Below are 24,243 nucleotides of genomic sequence, written 5' to 3'. Positions count from 1 at the left end.
GTAAGCAACTGCTTACTTTTAAAGCTCTGGAATTCGCATAATATGCCCACCAACGTCAGCGAATCAGACTAACAAACCAATACTCTGCGCAATACGGGCGTTAATCACCTTTATTTCCATACGCCAGATACTGTGATGGCGCTTGAACAATCGGTTTAATTTATCGGTCATTGGTGGCAGGTACTGATCTGGCACCTCCGGAATCACCAAATAAAAACGAATTGCAGCCTCCTGCCAATCAACCGCGAGCAATGGCGCGGAAATTTCCGCATTCAGCGGCATGTCACGAGTCACATATCCAGCCAGCAAGATCTGAAATGAATTATCCAGCTTCTCAAAAATATTCCAAAAAAAATCTTCATACGTTGACTTCGACTTGCCAGGGTCAGGCACAGAACTCTTGGCTTCCACCAGCATCAAATCACCTAACTCTGACAGATAAACAAACTCGCAAATTTTGATGCCGTTTGTAGATAATCGAGAGCTTACGAAGGAAGATTTTTCAATATGAAATATTTGCTCAGGATTAAACGGACCAAAGCGAAGCCCTGACTCTTCGATGATCATCCACCGATGCCCTCGAACTCTTGATCAAATAAACGCACTGATTCATTGATGATCTCTGTATCAGGCAATCCATCCGCCAGTAAACAACTCTGCTGCCAGGCGCCCTTGTTATCAGAAAGAAAGCACGGTATCGGCAACTGTTGCTGTTTCGCAATCAACAACAGTTTTTTGACAACATAGTAAGAATGAGTCGCCATAAATATTTGCATGCCCTGCGCGGCCAGTAACGCCAAAATATCGATCAGTTGCACAATGGCTGTTGGATGTAGCGCTGACTCGGGTTCATCAACAAAAACGACGGATCCCGGCGTCAAAAAACGATTGCCTAACAGAGTATCCAGGACGGCTATTTTTTTGATGCCTTCAGCTGTGCTGTGAATGGAGTATCTGGAGTTACCCTGCTTATAAAGCCATTCATTGTTTTCAAAGGTCACTTTACCCTGATACATTTGTTCCAGCTGCTTACGTGACTTTGAAAAACCGTCGTAATTACGGCCGCGCTGAGGCTGGTTTTGTAGCGCAAGTACCAAGTCTGAATACGTTGAATCATAACCAAATTCTCGATTCTGCAACGCGCTCCGGAGGATAACATTCCATAATGACAGCACCTCCTTTGGCGGCAGAAACACAGAATTGTCCGTCCGCTCCGGGAGTGTATTAATATCGGGCTTTACCTGCTTGCTCGTATCCTGCCCGAAACTGAAATCGAGCACCGAATGATCGTCCATAGTGACGGCAACCCGAAGACGATTGCTTTTACCCCGTCTGACCATGTCACCCAACGGCTGACTCTGGAACGTCCAGTAGAGTTTGTCACTCAGCACATCATGAAATTCCCGATTATCTTGCCCCCGCCCGAATTCTTCCTGAGTACGCATGACACAATACAGGCTTTTGAGCAGCCAGGTTTTACCACAGCTGTTTTCACCGATAATCAGATTCAACTGACCCAGCCTCTGGCCTTGCGCCTTAACGATAGGGCCGCTATTAGCGATAGAAAAACTGGTAATCATGTGATTTATCCCGATTAATCTCTGTATGCATTATATTACCGGAGTCAATGACGTTGGCTCCTGTTTTTGACCAGAACAAGACTCGCACCATCACTTGCCGATACAAAAAGATCCAAAAATCTTGCCCAGCAAGTCATCGGCACTGAATTCACCGGTAATCTCCCCCAGCGCTTTCTGAGCGTCGCGCAGGTCTTCGGCGAGGAGTTCCCCTGCTGCAAGCCCGGATAGCTGTTGTTGCCCCTGTTGCAGTGCGATACGGGCGCGTTCAAGGGCGTCCAGATGGCGGCGTCGAGCCAAGAACCCGCCTTCGCCACCGGCATCAAACCCCATCACCTGTTTCAGATGCTGGCGCAAAGCGTCGATACCCAGTTGCTGACGGGCTGAAATCCGTAACACCGGAAAGGGGCCCTGGTTGTCCAGACCTGCAGTTTCGTTGGCAAGGTCGATCTTGTTGCGAATCACGGTCAGTCGACCGCTGCGAATCAGGGCGTCGGTTTCGGTGGCCAGACCCTGTTCGTCATAGAGTGCGTGCAGCAGTTGTTCCGGGCTGTGCTGGTCGCTTGTGGCGTCCATCATCAGCAGGATACGGTCGGCCTGGCGAATTTCGTCCCAGGCCCGCTGGATGCCGATACGTTCCACTTCGTCAGGGGCATCCCGCAGCCCTGCGGTATCCACTACGTGCAGAGGCATACCATCAATCTGGATATGTTCCTTCAGAACGTCGCGGGTGGTACCGGCAATGTCGGTCACGATCGCTCGCTCATGACCCGCCAGGGCGTTAAGCAGTGAGGACTTGCCAGCATTGGGACGTCCGGCAATCACGACGGTCATGCCTTCGCGCAGAATGGAGCCTCGGGTTGCTTCGGCCAGTACCTGTTCCAGCGCGGCCATAACCGTGGCCAGTTTGGCGGCGACCTTGCCGTCAGAGAGAAAGTCGATTTCTTCTTCTGGAAAGTCCATCGCCGCTTCCACGTAGATACGCAGTTCGATCAGCTGATCGAGCAACTGTTGTATGCGGCGAGAAAACTCTCCTTGCAATGAACGCAGGGCACAACGGGCCGCTTGTTCGGAGGCGGAATCAATCAGGTCGGCAATGGCTTCTGCCTGGGCCAGGTCCAGCTTGTCGTTCAGAAAAGCCCGTTCGGAAAACTCCCCCGGACGGGCCAGACGACAGCCCTGTGACACCAGTTCATTCAGCAACAAATCCAGCACCACCGGGCCGCCATGACCCTGGAATTCCACCACATCTTCGCCAGTAAACGAGTGGGGGCCGGGGAAAAAGAGGGTAATCCCTTCATCCAGAACGTCTCCGGAGGCAGCTTTCAGCGCACCATAATGGGCATGCCGGGGCCGGGGCTGATAACCAATCACCCGCTCTGCAATGGTTTGCGCTGCCGCGCCGGAAACTCGCACAATGCCAACGCCTCCACGGCCGGGAGCAGTGGCAATGGCGGCAATAGTGTCCTGATGAATGGTGTTACTCATGACAGCCTCACAGAGAGAAAGGGGATCGTTGCAGGTCGTCTTGCAGATACAAAAACGGGAGCCAATGGCTCCCGTGATCGCTGAAAACCAGCTTCAGCTGTTTTCTATCTGCTTGGTGATCACGTACTGCTGAGCAATCGACAGCAGGTTGTTTACCACCCAGTACAGTACCAGACCAGCCGGGAACCAGAGGAAGAATACAGTCATCATCACTGGCATAAACTGCATCACCCGCGCCTGCATTGGATCTGGAGGGGTCGGGTTAAGGCGCATCTGTACAAACATCGAAGCACCCATCAACAGCGGCAGAATGAAGTAAGGGTCCATCACCGACATGTCGGTAATCCAGAGTGCAAACGGTGCCTGACGCAGCTCAACCGATTCCATCAGTACCCAGTACAGAGAGATAAATACCGGCATCTGGATCAGCATTGGCAAGCAGCCACCAAGCGGATTGATCTTCTCTTTTTTGTACAGCGCCATCATTTCCTGGCCCAGTTTTTCACGGTTGTCGCCGTACTGTTCCTTGATCTGCTGCATTTTCGGGCCAACCTTGCGCATGTTGGCCATGGAGCGATAGCTCACTGCAGACGGGTAGAAAAACAGGATTTTCACACACAGGGTCAGCAGGATGATCGCCACACCCCAATTGCCAACAATACTGTGGAAAAAGGTCAGCAAGAAGAACAACGGTTGGGCAATCCACCACAACCAGCCGTAATCGACGGTCAGTTCCAGGTGCGGTGCAATCTGTTCCAGCGAGTCCTGATCCTTGGGTCCAACATAGAGACTGGCACCGGTTTCACCGACAGTACCCGGTGCGACCACCATGGCCTGATCATAAAAACCGAAGATGTAGTTACCCTTGACGAAGCGACCATTGTAGGTGTGGGTCGCATCTTGTGACGGTACCCAGGCAGAGAGGAAATAATGCTGCAACATCGCAGCCCAGCCGCCTTCTTGCGGGTTTTTGTATACTTCGTCTTCAAGGTCATCGAAGGTGATTTTTTCGTAGCGATTCTCTTTCGTCGTCAAGGCAGCACCCAGATAGGCCTGCATGCCCATACCGCTACCAGCAGAAGGATCCGGAGAGGCATCCCGTTTCAGCTGGGCGTAAAACACCCCTTCCCATGGCTCGGATGAGTTGTTGTGAATCCGGTATTGCATGTCGATCAGGTAATTTCCCCGGTGAAAGGTAAATACTTTTTCGACCATACCCTTGTCTGTCTCGGTTGACAGCACAACCACCAGTTCATCGTCACCTTCGGTCAGCGTGTAGTCATTCTTTGCTGCACTGAAGAGCGCGCCACCATTGGTATCGATGCCATCACGACCAATCAGGCCGCTTTGTGCCACGTAGGTACGACGCTGGTTGTTTTCCAGCAATACAAACGGGATGTCCTTGGTTTCGATAGACGCCGGAAACTCCGGTAGCAACACTTCCGTCACTTCACCGCCGCGAGGGTTGATGGTTACTTGCAACACATCGGTCTTGATGCGGATCAGTTCACCGGATGGTGTCGGGGCACTCCCTGTGGAGCTGATCTGAGGTGCTTCCAGCTGCGGATGTTCCGCATCGGCTGTTACATCAGCAACGCTGGGTACATCCGGGATTGCCGGTGTTTCTGCCTGGATCGGCGCATCGATACGGGTTTTTTGCCCGTAATCGTCGTTCCAGGTAATGAAGATAAAATAGCTCGAAATGGCCAGGCCAAGGTATATAACCGTACGGCGGATATCCATGTTCAGGGTTTCCGTTGACAACAGTTGGAAGAATGTTTGGGTAAATCAGGTACCAGATCAACGCCGTGATCCCCCCAGGGGTGGCATCTGACCAAACGACGGATGGCGAGATAACCGCCACGCAAGGCACCGTATCGTGTTACCGCTTCAGCAGCATAAGACGAGCAGGTAGGGTAAAAACGACAGCGGGAGGGCAATAACGGACTGATGGCGTAGCGATAGCCGGCAATCAGCAACAGCAGTATTCGAGCTGCAAAACTAACGTCGCCGTCTTTTTTGATTGTTGCCGGACTTGCCATGGTTTGGTCGCTTTAATCGGAACCAGAGGGAGTCAATCATCTCACGTATCTGACGGTTGTCCAGTTCGGTAATTCCTGACCTCGCCAATACGACATAATCGTATGAACCCAGTTCGGGCTGGTGATGACGGAATGATTCCCGAATCAACCGTTTGACACGATTTCGATCGACAGCATGTCGAATTTGCTTCTTGGCTAACACAAACCCCAGACGCGGACGCTGTTGTTGGTTGCCAGAAGCAAGGACCAGCAATTGGGGAGTACTCCCGCGCCGTTCAGTATCATCAAAAACTCGTTTGAACTCAGCTGGTTTCAGCAATCGTGCATCACGGCCAAAGGTCAAATCGATCATCAGTAAACTGCGGTCGGGAGCTATCTGCCCGATCAGGCGCTCAGATTCTGACGGCCTTTGGCACGACGGCGAGTCAGGATTTGACGACCGCTTTTGGTAGCCATACGTGCACGGAAGCCGTGGTTGCGCTTGCGCTTCAGGACGCTTGGTTGAAATGTACGTTTCATATTCGGATACCCGGTTAATGTTTAGGGGTCAGTTTTTAAAGGGCGGCAATTGTATGAGAAAGCCGGATAAATGGCAATGACTGTTTCCTGACCAATTCTGATGACCGAATCGGTCAGCAGAATTCCCCACAGTCCCAATATTATTATTTTGTATGAATTAGTGTTTGAAAAGAGATGAAGGACTGATGAAGTTATTATTATTACATCACGGTTTTTCTGTGGATAACCGGTCTAAGCTTTTGATTCCAATGAATTTATAGAGTTAATAACCAGGCCTTGTTCCAGTGATGAAGGTGGTATTAAGCTGACCGTAACCCGTGTGTGAAAGAGCAAGATATACCGTCGCTGTCTGATCGCCATCATTTGCTGTGGAGTAAATGGGTGATTACGGTCAGGTTTTCCACAGGTTGTTGGTTGGCAGTTTCGATGGTACTGAATTCACCCGCTGCGAGTCAGACTATTCTGTGGATAACTTCTGCCACTTTGGATACACTAGCGGCCTTGACCAAAACGTAAATTGAGGTGGGTGTGGCTGTTTTTTGGGATGAATGTTTACGGCATCTGGAGCATGAATTGCCGACCCAGCAGTACAACACCTGGATTCGACCTCTGATGGCGTCTGAGCAAAATCAGCGGTTGGTATTAAGTGCGCCAAACCGCTTTGTTCGGGATTGGGTCAAAGACAAATACCTGCAACGAATCCAGGAAATTCTTTCCGAGTTGAATGGCGGACGGCTGACTCACGTGGATCTGACCGTGGGTGAATCGCAGCCGATGTTTCGTGCGCCACCGCCTGCGCCGCGCCAGGCTGAACCACAGCCACCGGTGGCGCGTAATCCGGCCTCCAGCTTTGCTGCCACTCGGGCACGAGCAGAAGATGATGAGCCAATGGTGGATGAATTCCAGCCGCCAGCGGTTACTGCCAAACCTCCGGTACAAATGCCTGTCAATACATCCGCGGCTTCCACTTCCCGCCGGGAAGTACAGGTAGAAGGAGGGGTAAAGCACCGTTCCTTCCTGAACCCGACATTTACCTTCCAGACTTTTGTTGAAGGCAAATCGAACCAGCTCGCCCACGCTGCAGCCCAGCAGGTTGCCGAAAACGCTGGCGGGTCGTACAACCCACTCTTTATATATGGTGGTGTTGGCCTGGGTAAAACCCACTTGATGCATGCGGTCGGCAATTATCTACAGTCAAAAAACCAGAACGCCAAGGTACTTTATGTACACTCCGAGCGTTTTGTACAGGATATGGTCAAGGCCCTGCAGCTGAATGCCATTAACGAATTCAAGCGTTTCTATCGCGGTCTGGATGCCTTGCTGATTGATGACATCCAGTTTTTCGCCGGTAAAGAGCGCTCCCAGGAAGAGTTCTTCCATACCTTCAACGCCTTGTTGGAAGGTGGTCAGCAAATGATTCTGACTTGCGACCGTTACCCAAAAGAAATTCATGGCCTTGAAGAGCGGTTGAAGAGTCGTTTTGGCTGGGGACTGACGGTCGGTGTTGAACCTCCCGAGCTTGAAACCCGGGTCGCCATCTTGATGAAAAAAGCAGAGCAAAGTGGGGTGCACTTACCCGATGATGCTGCTTTTTTTGTTGCCCAGCGCATTCGCTCCAATGTCCGGGAGCTGGAAGGTGCCCTGAAGCGAGTGATTGCCAGTGCGCAATTCACCGGCAGTGAAATCAACCTGCCGTTTATCAAGGAATCGCTGAAAGACCTGCTTGCTCTGCAAGAACGGCAAGTCAGTATTGATAATATCCAGCGGACCGTCGCCGAGTATTACAAAATCAAGATCTCTGATTTATCATCTAAGCGCCGAACACGATCGATCGCCCGCCCACGACAAGTGGCGATGGCGTTAAGCAAAGAGCTCACTAATCATAGTCTTCCCGAGATTGGCGAAGCCTTTGGTGGCAGAGATCATACGACGGTGTTGCACGCTTGTAGAAAAGTGAAAGAACTGCAACAAACCAACGCTGACGTTCTTGAAGATTACAAGAACCTGCTGCGTTCACTGACAACCTAGACCTGAGTGGAGAAACATGAAATTCGTAATCTCTAGGGAAGCTTTGCTACGCCCCCTGCAACTGGTGGCGGGTGTTGTTGAAAAACGACAGACGTTACCGGTGCTCTCCAATGTATTGTTGGAAGTGCGTGGTCAGCAGTTATCCCTGACAGGGACCGATCTCGAGGTCGAACTGGTTGGCCGGGTAACGCTTGACGAAGCCGGTGTTGAAGGTGCTGTTACTGTGCCCGGCAAAAAACTGATGGATATTTGCCGCTCCTTGCAGGACGGTGCCCAGATAGAAATTGCCCTTGATGACCAGCGCGTGAATATCCGCTCTGGTCGTTCACGTTTTACCTTGTCCTCCTTGCCTGCCAGCGAATTTCCTAACGTTGAATCGGTGGGTGAAGAAAAAAGCTTTACCATGAGCCAACAGGTGTTACGCCGGGCGCTGGATCGCACCAGCTTTGCCATGGCGCAACAGGACGTACGGTATTATCTTAACGGCATGCTGTTTGAAGTCAGCACTGACTCACTGCGTACCGTTGCAACCGACGGCCATCGCCTGGCGACCTGCCGTGTTGATATATCCGGGCCGGATGAAGCCAGCCAGATTATCTTGCCACGCAAAGGCGTGCTGGAATTGGCAAAACTGCTGACAGACGCCGAGATGAGCGTGACCTTGTCTTTGAGTGGTAATCACTTACGCACCCAAACCGAGAATTTCACTTTTATCTCCAAGCTGGTTGATGGCAAGTTTCCGGATTACACCCGGGTAATTCCAAAAAATGGAACCAACGTCATGCTGGCCGATCGCCAGGAATTACGCCAGGTATTTGCCCGGACGGCGATTCTTTCCAACGAAAAGTATCGTGGTGTGCGTTTGGTGCTGGCTCCGGATTTATTGCAAGTGTTTGCCAATAACCCTGAACAAGAAGAAGCCGAAGAATCTGTAGCCGTTCATTACAGTGGCGACTCCCTTGAAATGGGCTTTAACGTTGCCTACCTGCTGGACGTTATGTCTGTTATCAGTAATGAAAACGTCAAACTGACGCTGTCCGACGCAAATAGCAGTGCACTTCTGGAAGAACCGGAAGGTGGCGACTCGCTTTACGTTGTGATGCCGATGCGCTTGTAGGTATTTATGCCGATTCGGCGTTTGTCCGTTCGCGGTGTCCGTAATCTGGCACCGCTGACGATTCAGCCTCATTCCCGTGTTAACTTTATTTATGGTGATAACGGCAGCGGTAAAAGCAGCTTGCTGGAATCCATCGCCTTGCTGTCTTCCGGCAAATCTTTCCGTTCCAATCAGATTAAACAGCTGATCCTGCACGATGCGGATCGGCTTGAGCTGGAATGCGAGATGGGCGAGCCTGATGAAGAAAAAACACAGAACCTGTACAGCCTCCGTTTACGTAATGGTGACGTACTGTTTCGCCTCGATGGATCGGTACTGACATCCCAGGCACAGGTCGCCAGTTGCTTGCCGGTTCAAGTGATTGAGCCCAATACCTTCCGGTTACTGGTTGGATCTCCAGAAGACCGCCGCCAGTTTCTTGATTGGGGAGTGTTCCATGTGGAACCTGGCTTTATCGAAGAATGGCGGATCTTCCGTAAGGTACTAAAACAACGCAACAGCGTGCTGAAACAAAAAGAAACCAGCTGGCTGGATGTTTGGGATGATGGCTTTATGGAAGCCAGCGAAAAGATTCACCAGTATCGCCTGGCTTATCTGAAAGATTTTGTGCCTCGCTTTGAGACTACGCTGGCAGCACTCGATGAAAGCATCAAGGTAGGATTACATTATTATCCCGGCTGGGAAAAGGACAGCCAGCTCAAGGATATTCTGGCCCGACAGCAAGAGCGGGATTTACAGCTGGGCTATACTCAGTCTGGCCCACATCGGGCAGAGCTGCGTATTCGAGTGAATAAATTACCGGCAGCGGATGTACTGTCGCGAGGCCAGCAAAAAACAGTGGTGGCAGCACTGAAGCTTACCCAGGGAATTCTGTATAAGCAAAGCTGTGGTAATGCGCCTATTTACCTGGTCGATGACCTGGCCTCAGAGCTGGATTCCCGGCACCGTTTGGCTTTATGCCAGGTGCTGGAAGATTTAAAATGTCAGGTATTTATTACAAGTATAGAAAAGCAGCAACTGATGGACAGCTGGACCCCCTCCGACTTCAAGGTGTTTCATGTGGAACACGGCAAAATCGAAGAAGAAAGCCTTTCCTGATCACCTGATCCAACAAGCAGTTGTTGATGCTATTTCCGCCCAAGAGGAACACTGAATGAGTGAGCAGAGTTACGATTCGTCCAGTATTAAAGTACTGAAAGGCCTAGATGCCGTTCGCAAGCGCCCAGGCATGTATATCGGTGATACGGACGATGGCACCGGCCTGCATCATATGGTGTTTGAGGTGGTTGATAACTCCATTGATGAAGCCTTGGCGGGTTATTGTGACAGCGTTAATGTCGTTATTCACACGGACAATTCGGTATCAGTATCGGATAACGGCCGAGGTATCCCCACCGAGATTCACGAAGAAGAAGGTGTCTCTGCTGCGGAAGTGATTCTGACGGTACTGCATGCTGGCGGCAAGTTTGATGACAACAGCTATAAGGTTTCAGGTGGATTACACGGCGTGGGTGTTTCCGTCGTCAATGCGTTATCTGAAAGCCTGAAAATGACCATTCGCCGTGGTGGTAAACTGTTCGAACAGGAATACAGCCACGGTGTGCCAGATTACCCATTGCGGGAAGTGGGTGTCAGTGATACCACCGGCACCATGGTGACTTTTTTACCATCAAAAGAAACCTTCACCAAAACCGAATTCTCCTATGAGTACCTGGCCAAACGCCTGCGGGAATTATCCTTCCTGAACTCTGGTGTTCGCATTTATTTAAAAGATGAGCGAGTCGCCGATAAAGAAGACGTTTTTGAGTTTGAAGGTGGGTTAGCCTCCTTCGTAAAATATCTCAATGACGGCAAAACCGCCCTGAACGACGTTTTCCATTTTAATGCTGAGCGTGAAGACGGTATTGCTGTGGAAGTGGCGATGCAGTGGAACGACTCCTTCCAGGAAAATATCTTCTGCTACACCAACAACATTCCACAACGGGATGGTGGTAGTCACCTGGCCGGTTTCCGTGCGGCCCTGACGCGTACCCTGAATACCTATATTGAAAAAGAAGGTCTGGCGAAAAAAGCCAAAGTGGCTACCACTGGTGACGATGCCCGCGAAGGCCTGACCGCGATTATTTCGGTCAAGGTACCTGATCCAAAATTCAGCTCCCAGACCAAAGACAAGCTGGTATCTTCTGAAGTGAAACCTGCGGTGGAGCAGGAGATGGGACGCCTGTTCAGTGAATATCTGATGGAAAACCCGTCTCAGGCAAAAGACCTGGTTGGCAAAATGATCGATGCTGCCCGTGCTCGTGACGCCGCTCGTCGTGCTCGTGAAATGACACGCCGTAAAGGCGCGTTGGATATTGCCGGTCTGCCTGGCAAGCTGGCGGACTGTCAGGAAAAAGATCCAGCCTTGTCAGAAGTCTACCTGGTGGAAGGGGACTCGGCCGGCGGCTCCGCCAAGCAAGGCCGGGATCGTCGTACTCAGGCAATTTTGCCGTTGAAAGGTAAAATCCTCAACGTTGAAAAAGCCCGCTTTGACAAAATGCTGTCGTCAGCAGAAGTCGGCACCCTGATTACTGCATTGGGCTGTGGCATTGGCCGGGAAGAATTTAACCCCGACAAATTGCGTTATCACAGCATTATTATCATGACCGATGCGGACGTGGATGGGGCGCACATCCGGACGCTGTTGCTGACCTTCTTCTTCCGCCAAATGCCAGAAATCATTGAACGTGGTCATGTGTATATTGCCCAGCCGCCGTTGTACAAAATCAAACGTGGCAAGCAAGAGCAGTACATCAAGGATGAAGAAGCGATGGAGGAGTACCTGACTCATATCGCTTTGGAAAAAGCCGCACTTCATCCGTCAGCGGATGCGCCAGCCATAACGGACACGGCTTTTGCTGAACTGGTTGCCGACTATCGGGCAGCACAAGAGATCGTACAGCGCTTGTCTGGCCTGATTCCTCAAGCCGTATTGCATCAGCTACTGACGCTGCCTGTTGTGGAAGCCTCTGCTCTGGGTGATGAAGCCTTTGTGAAAAACTGGGCTGCGCAGCTGGACGCAGTACTGCCGGATGCTGGCCGCAGTGGCAACCATTTCCACGTGGAACATATCCAGGATACTGAGCGTAACGAGTTTAATGTACTGGTTAAGGTCATTACTCATGGTGTGCCACGTGATTATATTCTCGATCGTGAATTTTTTACTGGTTCCGGTTATCGCAGATTGTCGATGATCAGCCAACGCCTGAGCGATACATTGGAAAGTGATGCCTATATTCAACGAGGGGAGCGTGTTTATCCTATCGTTGATTTCTGGGATGCAATTCAATGGCTGCTGAATGAAGCCAAAAAAGGCTTCAATATCCAGCGCTATAAAGGTCTGGGAGAGATGAACCCGGATCAATTGTGGGAGACCACCATGGACCCGAATACCCGTCGTATGCTGCGGGTTGGTATCGAGGATGCCATTTCCGCCGACAAGATGTTCACAACCTTGATGGGGGATGAAGTGGAACCGCGTCGCGCCTTTATCGAAGCCAATGCATTAAACGTAGCGAACCTGGATTTCTGATTTCTCCAGTGTTTATCAGGCCCCGGCGGAGGTATCTCGGTCGGGGCTTTTTTATTTCAGGCTTTTGGGTGGCAAGATTCTGTCACTGAAAAAACGCATCAAAAAATTTCATCCACTGAGTTATCCACAGAAATATCCGGTCAGCAGGGGATGATTGACTCAACAGTGCTTGTCCCAAAGAGAGCTGCTATATAGTGGGTGGCAAGCTACAATAACCCAGCATTGGCCGAAGCCTGCTTGTTGCTGCCAGACGAGTGCTTCGGGTATCCCGTAATCCAGATCGACAGGAATGATTCATGATTATCAAACCGAGAGTGCGCGGTTTTATGTGTGTAACAACCCACCCAAGTGGTTGTGAAGCAAACGTTAAAGAGCAAATTGACTTTATCAAGGCACAGGGCAAGATCGATATGCCCAAGCGTGTCCTGGTGATTGGTGCTTCGACCGGTTATGGCCTGGCTGCACGTATTGCGGCTGCCTTTGGTGCAGGTGCATCCACACTCGGTGTGTTTTTTGAAAAAGAAGGAACAGAGAAAAAACCAGGCAGTGCTGGTTGGTACAACTCGGCGGCGTTCCATCAATTTGCTGAAGCCGATGGCTTGTATGCAAAAAGTATCAACGGTGATGCCTTTACCAATGCGATCAAGCAAAAAACCATCGACGCCATCAAGGCCGATATGGGTCAAGTCGACCTGGTTATTTACAGTCTGGCTGCTCCTCGTCGCCAGCACCCGGTAACCGGAGTTGTCCATAACTCGACCCTGAAACCCATCGGTAAAGACGTTACCCTGCGAGGTATCAATACCGATAAGGAAATCATTCAGGACTTCACCTTGCCAGCCGCTTCTCAAGAAGATATCGACAATACGGTTGCCGTTATGGGTGGTGAAGACTGGCAGATGTGGATCGATGCGCTGGATGCTGCCGGGGTACTGGCGGATGGTGCCAAAACATCTGCGTTTACCTACCTCGGCGACAAGGTAACCTGGGATCTGTACTGGGGCGGTACCATTGGCCAGGCGAAGCAAGATCTCGACAAACGAGTGATCGCTATCCGTGAAAAACTGACGGCCAAAGGCGGCGATGCCAGGGTTGCTGTGTTAAAAGCCGTTGTGACACAAGCCAGCTCCGCCATTCCAATTATGCCGCTGTACCTGTCGCTGCTATTCAAAGTGATGAAAGAGCAGGGTACTCACGAAGGCTGTATCGAACAGCTGTATCGCCTGTACAGCGAGTGCCTGTATTCAGATACTCCACGTCTGGATGATGAAGGACGTGCCCGGGTTGATGAACTGGAGCTGATTCCGGAAGTACAAAAAGCCGTTGAAGATGCCTGGGATACCATCACCACGGACACCATTGCGACCGATACCGACTTTGCCGGTTACAAGGCAGAGTTCTTGCGCCTGTTTGGTTTCGGCCTGGAAGGCGTAGACTACGAAGCCGATGTTAATCCGCTGGTCACCATCAAAGGCATGGTCGAGTAAATCGGACCATGCCTGAATGTTCCGGGCTTTGGTGTTCCGGCCGGGCCAGAGTGGGCGATTGAAAGCGGGGTTGAAGCCGGGGTGTAGGGTGTGTGAGTAGATCAGTACCAGAGAATCAGGCTGGTACTGGCAGACGATAAAGAGAGTGAAACGGCGACGTGTTTCACGTGAAACAGACTCTTCAGCCAGCGATGATCAGCCAAGCCATCAAGACAAGAGCCAAGCCACACAGGCGACAGGCACACTCAGAAGAACAGTAAAAAGCCGATGATTCCCAAAGAATCATCGGCTTTTTTATGGCTCTCTTGTTATGCGCTAAGCGATAGCGTGCAATATCCAAGTAAGATCAGAATTCACGACAGAACGACCGGAACCATAAGCCCGAATGTTCCACATGGAACAGGATGGTCTCACGATATGCAGAGCAATAAAAACGGCCCTCAGGTTAAACCAGAGAGCCGTTGTTAAAACCAATCTGCGTGGTGTTTGCTGTGTGCTGGCTAGAAGCGCTTGCCGCTGGTCACGGCTTCCACATACTCACCCTGGAATGGCAGATCAGAAATACGATCAACCTGCTCGTTGATCCAGGTTTCAGTCAGTTCATTCAAGTCGGCAGTACTCATACCTGCGGTTTCGATAGGAGCACTGATCACCATACGAATAACCCCCGGCGATTTTACCCAATGAGTGTTGGGCCAATGCTCGGAAGAGTTATGGGCAATGGTGATAACCGGAGCAGCGGTTTTGGTCGCCAGCATGGCCCCTCCCTTGGAAAACAGCTTGCGCTTGCCCGAAGGAATACGGCTGCCTTCTGGAAAGACCAGCACGTGAATACCTGCCTTCAGCCGCACCTCACCTTGCTGAATGACTTGCTTGAGAGCGTTGGTCTTTTTATTACGATTAATAAAAATGGGTTGAATCAACTGTAAACCCCAGCCAAAAAACGGCAGGTAAGACAGCTCTTTCTTGACTACCTGCACGTGCGGGTAGATCAGTGTTGGCAGCATAAAGGTCTCCCAGGTGCTCTGGTGTTTGCTGATCAGCACATAGCCACGGCCATCGCTGGGAATATTTTCCCGGCCTTCGACCTCACAGCGAATACCTGCAATCCAGCGCAAACCAAAAATAACCAGGCGGCAATGAATGCCCATTACCCAATAATTACGTGCCTTGAGCGGTAAAAAAGGGCCAATCAATAAACTGGGGATAAACCAGATAACGGTGACTACCGTCAGCCAAATGTAAAAAAGGATACTGCGTAGTTTATGGCTGAACGGTGAGTTTGGAACGTCGGCAGCGGCCGAATAACTGGAGCTGTTCATCATGCTGAAGAAGCCTTGTTGAAAATCAAACTGTCTGCGTGTTTATACCATTGCCATGAGGTTTTGATTGTTACGTCATTTCCTATGACTGTTTCCCTGTGGGCACGGGCACTGCACCGGACTCCAAGCAGATTGTGGGCTACAGGGCCTGCCAGCCAGACTACCTGACCCGGCTCCGACACACCAAGTATTCGTGAGGCTATTGAGCTATCAGTCAGGCCCGGTTATCGGGTTTTGATTTTTCGAATTGAGGAATTGATCTACCCAGGATGACAGATCATCAAACACGGCGGTATGGGCGAGTGTTGGGTGAGTGGCCAGCTTGTTTTCCGAGCCACGGCCCTTGCCGGTGCGCACCAGTATTGGTGTACATCCAGCTGCGGTACCGGCTTCGAGATCCCGGATAGAATCGCCGACCATGACAGCCCCTTGGGCGGAGACTCCCAGCGCCTGTTCAATCTGATGGATCAGGCCAGGTAATGGCTTGCGGCAATCACACTGATCCCCGGGGCCATGGGGACACCAGGCGATATGGGCAAGATGACCGCCCTCGGCTTCAATCAAGGCATTCATTTTGCTGTGCATGGCATCGAGATCATCCTGATGGAAATAACCCCGGGCCAACCCCGACTGATTGGTGGCGACGGCTACCTGATAACCCGCCTGGCACAGGCGGCCGACGGCTTTGGCACTGCCGGGAATAGCGATCCATTCCGCGGCAGATTTGACGTAAGCATCGGAGTCCTGATTAAGGACGCCATCACGATCGAGAATAATCAGTGACATGGGATTGATCTCCGAGGGCATGGCACAGGCCAGTGTATCCATCATTCAGTGTGAGCGAACACACAAAAGCCCGGACCAGCCGGGCTTTTGTAGTCAGAGACAGACGATTGAGCCGCTTATATTGCTTGCCGTCGTCTGTGTGCCAGTTCAGCAGGTTTTAACCTTGCAGCAGGCTGATATCAGCGATGGCAATAAACATCGCCCGTAGCTGCTTCAGTAGCGCCAGACGGTTGTTTTTGATCGCTTCGTCATCTGCCATCACCATGACATTATCAAAGAAGTTATCGACCACATCACGCAAGGTGGACAATACCGTCAAGGCACCTTCGTAATCGCCGCGTTTGATAACCGGGCCAACCAGATCGGCCAGCGCCGTGACTTCTTCAAACAGGGCTTTTTCCTGTACTTCCTGCAGCAGCTCGGCGTTGACTTCGGCTGTGATGGTATCGCCGCCGTTTTTGGCCAGAATATTGGAAACCCGTTTGTTGGCAGCGGCCAATGCGGCGGCTGATTCCAGCTGGCTGAAAGCGTGTACGGCTTTCACCCGACGGTCAATATCGAGCGGCTGGGTAATGCCGAGGGCACGGACCGAGAGGAACACATCCGCCGGAATATGCGCGTCCTGGTACCAGGCACTGAAGCGGTCGAGCAGATACTCTGTCAGGGCAGCCTTGGTGTCGGCTTGTAATTCAATCGGCCAGTCATTGTCGAGTGCCCAGTCGAGCAGATCCGACAGATCGATATTGATCTTCTTTTCCACCAGAATACGTAATACACCGAGAGAGGCACGACGCAGGGCAAACGGGTCTTTGGAGCCGGTGGGCAGTTGGCCAATGCCAAACAGCCCGGCCAGTGAGTCCAGCCGGTCGGCCAACGCAATGGCAGTACCGGTTGCGGTATCGGGCAGTGCATCACCGGCAAAGGCGGGCATGTACTGCTCAATCATGGCGGCGGCGACATCGGCGTGTTCACCATCGTGCTCGGCGTAATATTTACCCGCCAGACCTTGCAGGTCGGTGAACTCGAATACCATGTTGGAGACCAGATCGTTTTTACACAATCGGGCGGCTCGCTCAACCAGAGCGGTATCGGCGTTCATTGCGCTGGCAATTTTCTGCCCCAGCGTCGAAATGCGGCGGGCCTTGTCGGCGATGGAGCCGAGGCTATTGACCCAGACAACGTTCTCGAGCTTGTCGAAACGGCTCGCCAGCGGCTGCTTGCGGTCGGTATCCCAGAAGAATTTGGCATCGGCCAGACGTGGACGAATCACCCGCTCGTTGCCGGAAATCACCTGGGCCGGATCTTTTGATTCGATATTGGCGACGGTAATAAAGTTGTTCAGCAGCTGGCCGTCTTTCATTACGTGGAAGTATTTCTGGTGCTCTTTCATGGAAGAGACCAGTGCTTCCGCCGGAACGGTCAGAAAGCTTTCATCAAATGAACCTGCCAGGGCGACAGGCCACTCATTAAGCGCGGTGACTTCTTCGAGCAAGTCGTCACTGATAACCGCTTCACCACCCAGTTTTTCACCGGCGGCTTTTACCTGTTTGGCAATCAGCTCCGAACGTTCGGCAAAACTGGCCATCACATAGGCAGCACGCAAGGTTTCTTCGTACTCGGCCGGTGAGTTGATACTTACTTTACCAGGTGAATGGAAGCGGTGACCCATGGAGGTGTTACCGGCTTGCAAGCCCAGTATTTCAGCGTCGACAACGGCGTTACCAAACAGCATCACCAACCATTGTACTGGCCGGACAAATTCAACCCGGGAGTCACCCCAGCGCATGCGCTTGGGAATCGGCAGCTTGTCGAGGCTGGTCTGTACGATGGCAGGCAGCAACTCAACCGTTTGTTTACCCTTGATCGTGCGCTGGATCATCAGCTTGCCAGCGTTTTTACCGGCAGATTCGGGAGCGGTTTGTAACTCACTGGCATCGACACCGGCACGGGCGGCAAAACCTGCCGCCGCCTTGGTCAGATTACCGTCGGCATCGTAGGCGATTTTGGCCGGTGGGCCATAGAGGGTTTCCTGCTGATCGGCTTGTTGCTCGGCGAGGCCGGTAATACGCACGGCCATACGTCGTGGTGCAGCAAAAATGGTGACCTTGTCAGTCGTCAGGCTGGCGTCGTTCAGGCCATTGACGATGCCGTCGGCAAAGGCTTCCGACAGGCTTTTTAATGCCATGGGTGGCAGTTCTTCGGTACCCAGCTCTACCAGAAAATCTTGAGTGGCCATTATTTGTTCTCCCCAGCCGCTTGGGCTGCTTCTTTCTCAGCCTTCTTGCGTGCTTTTTCAGCGTCCTTTTCTTTATCGGCTAACCACTTGGCCAGCACTTCCTCACGAATACCGTCTTCGGCCAGCGGGAAGCCACGTTCGGCACGACTGTCGTAATAACAGTGAGCGACGGCACGGGCGAGGGTGCGAACACGCAGAATATAGCCCTGACGCTCGGTGACAGAAATTGCCCCGCGTGCATCCAGCAGGTTAAAGGTGTGCGAGGCTTTCAGGGTTTGTTCGTAGGCTGGCAGTGGCAGGTTGGCAGCGACCAGCTTGGTGCAGTCTTTTTCGTATTGATCGAAGGCCTGGAATAAAAAGTCGACATCGGCGAATTCAAAATTGTAGGTGGATTGCTCCACTTCGTTTTGATGGAAGACGTCGCGGTAGGTGACTGGCTCTCCGTCGGGGCCATAGGTCCAGACGAGGTCGTAGACCGAGTCGACTTCCTGCAGGTACATGGCGATCCGTTCGAGACCGTAGGTGATTTCACCCATGACCGGGAAACATTCCAACCCACCGGCTTGCTGGAAGTAGGTGAACTGGGTGACTTCCATACCGTTGAGCCAGACTTCCCAGCCCAGACCCCAGGCGCCCAGTGTTGGCGATTCCCAGTTGTCTTCTACAAAACGGATGTCGTGGATCAGGGTATCAACCCCAAGCACATTCAGAGAGCCAAGGTACAGCTCCTGGAAGTTGGCTGGGGAAGGCTTCATGACCACCTGGAACTGATAATAGTGCTGCAGGCGATTGGGGTTTTCACCGTAACGGCCATCGGTGGGACGACGGCTGGGCTGAACGTAGGCCGAGTTCCATTTTTCCGGGCCAATGGCGCGTAAAAAAGTGTGTACATGGAAAGTACCGGCCCCGACTTCGAGGTCCAGTGGCTGGTTGATAACACAGCCCTGATCGGACCAGTACTCTTGCAGGGCGGCAATCATGCCCTGAAAGGTTTTGACGTTATGGCGACTCTGACTCACAGCTTCTACCCCTGGGGAGATGTTCCTGAAAAACAAAGGCCGGGATTATAGCAGCGCTGGAGGTTGAAGACAGAGGCAATCCGTCATGAGGGTCTTGCAGGCCCTGGCAGAGGAACAAGGGATAGCCAGCCTGTACGGCGATCAACGGAACAGGCGCAGCGGATGCAGGCCAACCATCATCCTACCGGTCGGCGAAATCGAGCCGCTGTTAATGCTGTATATGAGGCAGAACAATACAGACTTCTGCGCCCCCTTTGGGCAGGTTGCCACAACTGACACGGCCTTGCTGCTCGCCTTGCTTGTGATGGCGGGCAATTTCACCGATCAGGTAAAGGCCGAGGCCACTGCCACCGTTTTTGGTGGTGATACGCTCGCCGTTCAGGATGCTTTGATCAAAACCGTGGCCGTTGTCTTCGACCCGGAAAACCAGCGTGTTGTTGCCGCTCTCGATGGCGGCACTGAGACGGATACGCGTGGCACCGGCCTGGGCGCTGTTGGTGATCAGCGTCACCAGTGCCATATGCACCAGATCTTCGCTGTAAAAACCCTGAATGGCTTCGTCGATGTTGTTTTCAAAACGAATATTGGGAAACTGCAACTGGGTTGAATCGATGGCATCGAGGACGGTGTCGTGGGGCCAGGCATCATCGAGGGGGAAATCACGCTCTTTTTCCATCCGGAACAGCGTCATCATCTGGATGGCGTCGTTTTGCAGGCGGCTGGTGTTCTGCAAAATCGGCTTGAGATAGGCATGGTAGCGTTCAGGAATATGCGTCAGCGCTTCCTGTTCGCACGCCAGCAGCGTTTGCAGCTGGTTTTTCAGGTCGTGGATGACCGCACCGATCATGTAATCAAATTTCATGAAGCAAGCTCCTGGAGCAAGCGAGTAAAGTGGTTCATCGAGCGCCGGGAGCGCACAAACGGTTCAGGGACAAGCGTTACACCATCTCGTCCGCGACCACTATGGATATCCGGGACAGATATCTGTGGCGTTAGCGATTTTGCCGTTTGCCGCCAGGGCAGTGCTCAGAGGCACTTTAGCGTTGAGGCGTGTCTCTGTCACCTCGTGCGGCCAGGATTCGTGATGGTGTCCCTCCGTGGATTGGCTGTCCAGCTTCTCAGTATAGACGATGCCGCTGTCTGGACAGGATTGAACCTTTATCGTCAACGTCATGCCAGTGTCATTTTGAGCCAGCTGCTATAACACTTGCCTGAATAAACACAGGTCGTACACTGCGCTTTTCAAGTCAGAACAGTGAGAAGCGGTGAAACAGATTACCGGATATTGGATGATTGGCCTTGTTCGCTTGCTGGGACTGCTGCCCTTGGGGCTGACCCAGCGTATTGGACGTGGCCTGGGCTGGCTGCTGTGGTTACGCCGCACCCGGTCACGGGAAGTGGCACGGGTGAACCTGGCGTTGACGGCGCCGGATATGGACACCGCAGAGCGCGATCAGTTACTGAAAAAAACCTTGCTGCACAACGGCATGACCGGTGCAGAGATGGGTGTTTTCTGGGGCAAGAATACGATCGATGTACTGAGCCTGATACGACGGGTGCATAACGCCAAACTGTTGGATGATGCCTTGGCCGACAGCCGGGGTGTCTTGATTCTGGCCCCTCATATTGGCAACTGGGAGCAGCTGAATACCTACCTCAGTAACCGCTGCCAGATCACCATCATGTTCAAGCCGGCAAAGAATCCGCAGTTTGATAGCTGGATGCGACAGCGTCGCCAGAACACCGGTGCGACACTGGTGCCGACCACGGCCGGAGGCGTACGGGCGTTGTTCAAAACGCTGCAGCAAGGGAGCGTGGCGGGCTTTTTGCCGGATCAGGAACCCGAGCGCCGCAGTGGCGTGATCGTCCCTTTTATGGGCGTTCCAACACTGACGCCGCGCATGCCCCACGAGCTGTTACAGCGGACCGGGGCACGGGCGTTAATGGCGTTTGCCTTGCGTCGCCCTGATGCCGAGGGGTTTGATGTGCACTTTCTGGAACCGGATGCCGATATCTACAGCAAGGATGCCGACGTTGCCTGCACCGCACTGAACCGCAGTGTCGAGCAAGTGGTCGCCATGGCACCGGAGCAATACCAGTGGACGTACAAACGCTTCAAGCGTCAGCCCGATGGCGCCCCCAGCCCGTATAAAGCAGCCGGGGTACCCTGAGACAAGCGCCCGTGTTGCGGGCGCACTCAGCCGCGCCAGAACGATGGGCTGATCAGCACCAGCAAGGTAAAAATTTCCAGCCGCCCCAGCAGCATGGTGAGAGCGCAAATCCACTTGGCAGCATCACTGATATCACCGTAGTGAGTGGCCACTTCGCCAAGGCCCGGGCCGAGGTTGTTGAGGCAGGCACCGACGGCGGAAAAGGCCGTTACGTGGTCGAGCCCGGTGGCCAGTAGCAGCAGCATCATCACCATGTAGGTGAGAACATACAGGGCAAAAAATCCCCACACGGCTTCCAGTACCCGTTCGGATACCGGCTGACGGCCGATTTTCACAGGAATCACGGCATTGGGGTGCACCAGCCGATTAATCTCACGATTTCCCTGTTTGAAAATCAGCAGCACCCGAATCACCTTCATACCGCCGCCGGTTGAACCGGCACAGCCCCCGATAAAGGCCATCATAAACAGCAATACGGGCAGGAAAATCGGCCAGGCAGAAAAGTCAGCGGTACTGAACCCCGTCGTGGTGGCCACGGTAACGGTTTCAAAAATACCGTAACGTACTGCCTCGGGCAGCTCGTAGGTGTTGGTCAGCCACAAGGCCGGAATGGTCAGGGCGATGCCTCCGGCCATCACGGCAAAGAAGAACTTGAGCTCGGAGTCGCGAATAAAATGCGACAGGGAGTGGTAGCGCCAGGCGTAAAAGTGCAGCGCAAAATTGAGTGATGAGGTCAGCATGAAAAAGACCGCAATCATCTCAATGGTGGCGCTGTCGAAGTAACCCATGGAGGCATCGTGGGTTGAAAATCCGCCAATCGCCACGGTGGAAAAACTGTGGCTGACGGCATCAAACGGCGTCATCCCCGCCAGCCAATAACCCAGCGCACAGGCAATGGTCAGGCTCAGATAAATATACCAGAGCGCCTTGGCGGTCTCGGTAATACGGGGTGTCAGTTTGGAGTCTTTCAGCGGCCCGGGTGTTTCGGCCCGGAACAGCTGCATGCCACCAATGCCCAGCATCGGCAGTACCGCAACGGCAAGCACAATAATCCCCATACCGCCGAGCCATTGCAGCTGCTGGCGATACCAGAGAATACTCTCGGGCAGCTGGTCGAGGCCGGTCATAATGGTCGCCCCGGTAGTGGTCCAGCCAGACAGCGATTCAAAAAAGGCGTCGGTAAAACTCAGCCCCGGGTTGTCCGACAGCATAAAGGGAAACGACCCCGACAACGCCAGCACAATCCAGAACAGCACGGTGATCACAAAACCGTCCCGGGTGCGCAGGTCGTGATGTTCATGGCGCACCGGCAGCCAGCATAAAAAGCCGAGGCCAAAGGTAATCGCCAGCGCACTGATAAACGCAGGCAGGGCATCATCGTTAAACCACAAAGAGACCAGAATAGGGGGCAGCATGGTCAAGCTGAACAACATCAGGAAGATACCCAATACCCGTGCAATCACGGAGATATGCATAATCCGGTTCGCCTTACGTCTGTATTTGTATTAGAAGAAACCAAGCCCAACCTGGAACAGCCGTTCCACATCAGCAATATGACGTTTATCCATCACAAACAGGATGACGTGATCATCCGATTCCACCACCACTTCCGAGGTCGCCATGATGACCTCTTCACCGCGGACGATGGCACCAATGGTCGTGCCGGGTGGCAGCTGGATTTCACGGATGGCCTTGCCGACCACCTTGGAAGAGTGGCTGTCACCATGGGCGATGGCCTCAATGGCTTCTGCGGCACCACGTCGCAACGAGTGCACATTCACCACGTCGCCGCGGCGTACGTGGGTAAGCAGGCTGCCAATGGTGGCCTGCTGGGGGGAGATGGCAACATCGATGGAGCCACCCTGCACCAGGTCGACATAGGCGGCCTTGTTGATCAGCGTCATGACCTTGCGGGCGCCGGAGCGTTTGGCCAATAACGACGACATGATATTGACCTCGTCATCGTTGGTCAGGGCGCAGAACACATCGGTATTCTCGATATTTTCTTCTTCCAGCAGCGCCTTGTCGGTGGCGGTGCCCAGCAGTACCACGGCGTGATTGAGGTTCTCGCTGAGGAAGCGGGCGCGGTCGCGGTTACGCTCCATGATCTTGATGTGATAGGTGGCTTCCAGCTCTTTGGCGAGGCGATAACCAATATTACCGCCCCCGGCAATGATAATGCGTTTGTAAGAGTCTTCGGTGCGGCGTAACTCGGACATCACCTTTTTGATGTGCGCGTTGGCAGCAACAAAAAACACCTCGTCATCGGCTTCGATAATGGTGTCACCCGTTGGCTCTATCGCCTTGCCGCGACGGAAGACCGCTGCCACCCGGGTGTCGACATCGGGCAAGTGGCTCTTTAATTGCTGGATTGCCTGACCCACCAGCGGGCCGCCGTAATAGGCGGTAACGGCCACCAGCTGCACGCGTTTGTCGGCAAAATCGAGCACTTGCAGCGCACCGGGATACTCCAGCAAGCGGCGTACGTAGTTGGTAACTACTTGCTCAGGGGAGATCAGTACATCGATCGGGAAGGCATCGACCCGGAACAAATCCGGTTGCTTCAGGTAGGCATTGGAGCGAATCCGGCTGATTTTGGTTGGCGTCCGGAATAACGAATAAGCCACCTGACAGGCCACCATATTGGTTTCATCCGAATTGGTGACGGCCACCAGCATATCGGCGTCATCGGCTCCGGCTTCGCGCAAGACATGAGGGTAAGAGCCATGACCGGAGACCGTCTTGATATCGATACGGTCCTGCAACTCTCGCAGCCGTACCTGATCGGTATCCACCACCGTAATGTCATTGTGTTCGACGGCCAGGTTTTCAGCCAAGGTGCCGCCGACCTGGCCAGCGCCGAGAATAATAATTTTCATG

At 52.8% G+C, this 24,243-nt stretch carries 20 protein-coding genes; 6 read left to right on the top strand and 14 right to left on the bottom strand.

Going from position 1 to position 24,243, the window contains the following annotated elements:
- Positions 1–63 precede the first annotated feature (63 nt).
- The 7 genes from Q8W22_RS01955 to rpmH form a co-directional block, all read right to left on the bottom strand.
- Complete coding sequence (locus tag Q8W22_RS01955) at positions 64–567, bottom strand: hypothetical protein (RefSeq protein ID WP_305451456.1); 504 nt, start codon at positions 565–567, stop codon at positions 64–66.
- On the bottom strand, positions 564–1,580 hold the full coding sequence (locus Q8W22_RS01950; RefSeq protein ID WP_305451455.1) for an AAA family ATPase: 1,017 nt from the start codon (positions 1,578–1,580) through the stop codon (positions 564–566). Before Q8W22_RS01950 ends, Q8W22_RS01955 begins: the two co-directional genes overlap by 4 nt.
- 90 nt (positions 1,581–1,670) lie before the next feature.
- The gene (mnmE, locus tag Q8W22_RS01945; RefSeq protein WP_305451454.1) at positions 1,671–3,065 is read right to left on the bottom strand and encodes a tRNA uridine-5-carboxymethylaminomethyl(34) synthesis GTPase MnmE; all 1,395 of its coding nucleotides are present in this window, start codon (positions 3,063–3,065) and stop codon (positions 1,671–1,673) included.
- 93 nt (positions 3,066–3,158) lie between these two features.
- Positions 3,159–4,808, bottom strand: a complete 1,650-nt coding sequence (yidC, locus tag Q8W22_RS01940; RefSeq protein ID WP_303431235.1) for a membrane protein insertase YidC — start codon at positions 4,806–4,808, stop codon at positions 3,159–3,161.
- A gap of 2 nt (positions 4,809–4,810) precedes the next feature.
- Positions 4,811–5,107, bottom strand: coding sequence for a membrane protein insertion efficiency factor YidD (gene yidD / locus Q8W22_RS01935; RefSeq protein WP_303431236.1), 297 nt, complete (start codon positions 5,105–5,107; stop codon positions 4,811–4,813).
- The gene (gene rnpA, locus Q8W22_RS01930; protein WP_303431237.1) at positions 5,067–5,459 is read right to left on the bottom strand and encodes a ribonuclease P protein component; all 393 of its coding nucleotides are present in this window, start codon (positions 5,457–5,459) and stop codon (positions 5,067–5,069) included. The genes yidD and rnpA overlap by 41 nt, the downstream gene beginning before the upstream one ends.
- A 32-nt stretch (positions 5,460–5,491) precedes the next feature.
- Positions 5,492–5,626 carry a 50S ribosomal protein L34 gene (gene rpmH / locus Q8W22_RS01925; protein ID WP_303431238.1) on the bottom strand — a complete coding sequence of 45 codons (135 nt, stop codon included), beginning with the start codon at positions 5,624–5,626 and terminating at the stop codon, positions 5,492–5,494.
- A 522-nt stretch (positions 5,627–6,148) separates the two neighbouring features.
- Between rpmH and dnaA the strand changes: the two genes are divergently transcribed.
- The 5 genes from dnaA (at position 6,149) to fabV (ending at position 13,829) form a co-directional block, all read left to right on the top strand.
- Positions 6,149–7,654 (top strand): chromosomal replication initiator protein DnaA, encoded by a 1,506-nt coding sequence (dnaA, locus tag Q8W22_RS01920; protein ID WP_305413607.1) that lies wholly within the window; start codon positions 6,149–6,151, stop codon positions 7,652–7,654.
- A gap of 16 nt (positions 7,655–7,670) precedes the next feature.
- Positions 7,671–8,771, top strand: a complete 1,101-nt coding sequence (dnaN, locus tag Q8W22_RS01915) for a DNA polymerase III subunit beta (RefSeq protein ID WP_303431241.1) — start codon at positions 7,671–7,673, stop codon at positions 8,769–8,771.
- A 6-nt stretch (positions 8,772–8,777) separates the two neighbouring features.
- The gene (gene recF / locus Q8W22_RS01910; RefSeq protein WP_303431242.1) at positions 8,778–9,869 is read left to right on the top strand and encodes a DNA replication/repair protein RecF; all 1,092 of its coding nucleotides are present in this window, start codon (positions 8,778–8,780) and stop codon (positions 9,867–9,869) included.
- A gap of 55 nt (positions 9,870–9,924) precedes the next feature.
- Positions 9,925–12,342 carry a DNA topoisomerase (ATP-hydrolyzing) subunit B gene (gene gyrB / locus Q8W22_RS01905; RefSeq protein ID WP_303431243.1) on the top strand — a complete coding sequence of 806 codons (2,418 nt, stop codon included), beginning with the start codon at positions 9,925–9,927 and terminating at the stop codon, positions 12,340–12,342.
- A 296-nt stretch (positions 12,343–12,638) separates the two neighbouring features.
- Positions 12,639–13,829, top strand: a complete 1,191-nt coding sequence (fabV, locus tag Q8W22_RS01900; RefSeq protein WP_305451453.1) for an enoyl-ACP reductase FabV — start codon at positions 12,639–12,641, stop codon at positions 13,827–13,829.
- A gap of 500 nt (positions 13,830–14,329) precedes the next feature.
- On the opposite strand, the gene Q8W22_RS01895 is transcribed toward fabV, so the two are convergent.
- The 5 genes from Q8W22_RS01895 to Q8W22_RS01875 all read right to left on the bottom strand — a co-directional run bounded on the left by Q8W22_RS01895 (position 14,330) and on the right by Q8W22_RS01875 (position 20,054).
- Complete coding sequence (locus Q8W22_RS01895; RefSeq protein ID WP_303431247.1) at positions 14,330–15,154, bottom strand: 1-acyl-sn-glycerol-3-phosphate acyltransferase; 825 nt, start codon at positions 15,152–15,154, stop codon at positions 14,330–14,332.
- A gap of 207 nt (positions 15,155–15,361) precedes the next feature.
- On the bottom strand, positions 15,362–15,937 hold the full coding sequence (gmhB, locus tag Q8W22_RS01890) for a D-glycero-beta-D-manno-heptose 1,7-bisphosphate 7-phosphatase (RefSeq protein WP_305451452.1): 576 nt from the start codon (positions 15,935–15,937) through the stop codon (positions 15,362–15,364).
- 157 nt (positions 15,938–16,094) lie between these two features.
- Positions 16,095–18,173, bottom strand: coding sequence for a glycine--tRNA ligase subunit beta (glyS, locus tag Q8W22_RS01885; RefSeq protein WP_305451451.1), 2,079 nt, complete (start codon positions 18,171–18,173; stop codon positions 16,095–16,097).
- Positions 18,173–19,192, bottom strand: a complete 1,020-nt coding sequence (gene glyQ / locus Q8W22_RS01880; RefSeq protein ID WP_305451450.1) for a glycine--tRNA ligase subunit alpha — start codon at positions 19,190–19,192, stop codon at positions 18,173–18,175. The genes glyS and glyQ overlap by 1 nt, the downstream gene beginning before the upstream one ends.
- Before the next feature lie 208 nt (positions 19,193–19,400).
- On the bottom strand, positions 19,401–20,054 hold the full coding sequence (locus tag Q8W22_RS01875) for a sensor histidine kinase KdpD (protein ID WP_303431253.1): 654 nt from the start codon (positions 20,052–20,054) through the stop codon (positions 19,401–19,403).
- A 427-nt stretch (positions 20,055–20,481) separates the two neighbouring features.
- Between Q8W22_RS01875 and Q8W22_RS01870 the strand changes: the two genes are divergently transcribed.
- Positions 20,482–21,363: a lysophospholipid acyltransferase family protein gene (locus tag Q8W22_RS01870; RefSeq protein WP_305451449.1), complete on the top strand. Its 882-nt coding sequence runs from the start codon at positions 20,482–20,484 to the stop codon at positions 21,361–21,363.
- Between the two features lie 26 nt (positions 21,364–21,389).
- Here Q8W22_RS01870 and Q8W22_RS01865 read toward each other — a convergent pair whose 3' ends face one another.
- Both Q8W22_RS01865 and trkA read right to left on the bottom strand, forming a co-directional pair.
- Positions 21,390–22,838 carry a TrkH family potassium uptake protein gene (locus Q8W22_RS01865; RefSeq protein WP_305451448.1) on the bottom strand — a complete coding sequence of 483 codons (1,449 nt, stop codon included), beginning with the start codon at positions 22,836–22,838 and terminating at the stop codon, positions 21,390–21,392.
- 30 nt (positions 22,839–22,868) lie between these two features.
- A complete protein-coding gene (gene trkA / locus Q8W22_RS01860; RefSeq protein ID WP_303431256.1) occupies positions 22,869–24,242 on the bottom strand; it encodes a Trk system potassium transporter TrkA in 1,374 nt (457 codons plus the stop codon).
- Position 24,243: the final 1 nt, after the last annotated feature.

The sequence above is a fragment of the Oceanobacter sp. 1_MG-2023 genome (genome assembly GCF_030689025.1).
GTDB lineage: Bacteria > Pseudomonadota > Gammaproteobacteria > Pseudomonadales > Oceanobacteraceae > Oceanobacter.
The sequence above is the reverse complement of the archived record's forward strand: the minus strand, read 5'-3'. Positions and strand labels throughout refer to the sequence as shown.